The sequence below is a fragment of the Mesorhizobium sp. CNPSo 4689 genome, from assembly GCF_057784325.1.
The window spans coordinates 1-308 of sequence record NZ_JBWLUZ010000118.1; the positions used below are offsets into that span (position 1 = coordinate 1).

General features: G+C 64.0%; 1 pseudogene. It reads right to left on the reverse strand.

What is annotated here, in order from left to right:
* Positions 1-179: pseudogene (locus AC04SI_RS33395) on the reverse strand (ISL3-like element ISAzba9 family transposase); the annotation flags it as partial.
* Positions 180-308 lie beyond the last annotated feature (129 nt).

Consider the following 308-nt stretch of genomic DNA (forward strand, 5'->3'; position numbering starts at 1 on the left):
TCAAGCGGCTGCCAGCAGTCGGCTCCGGAGGAGTGGATAGGCGGCGCGCCCGTACATCTGGCGCTTGATCGTCTTGAGGCGGTTGATCTGGCCTTCGACCGGGCTCGTGCTCCAGGGCTGGGTGATTGCCGCCCGGACAGCCTCAATGTCATGGCCGATCCTGCTGCAAGGGAGGCCAGCTCACTGTTCGTGGCATCGGCGATCCATCGCTCAAGGCCGGCATCATCGTCGCCGCGTATCACTGCAGCAAAACGGCGGGCGAGTTCGCCCGCGATCGAAAGCTCCGGCGCATTTTCATGGAGATGGTG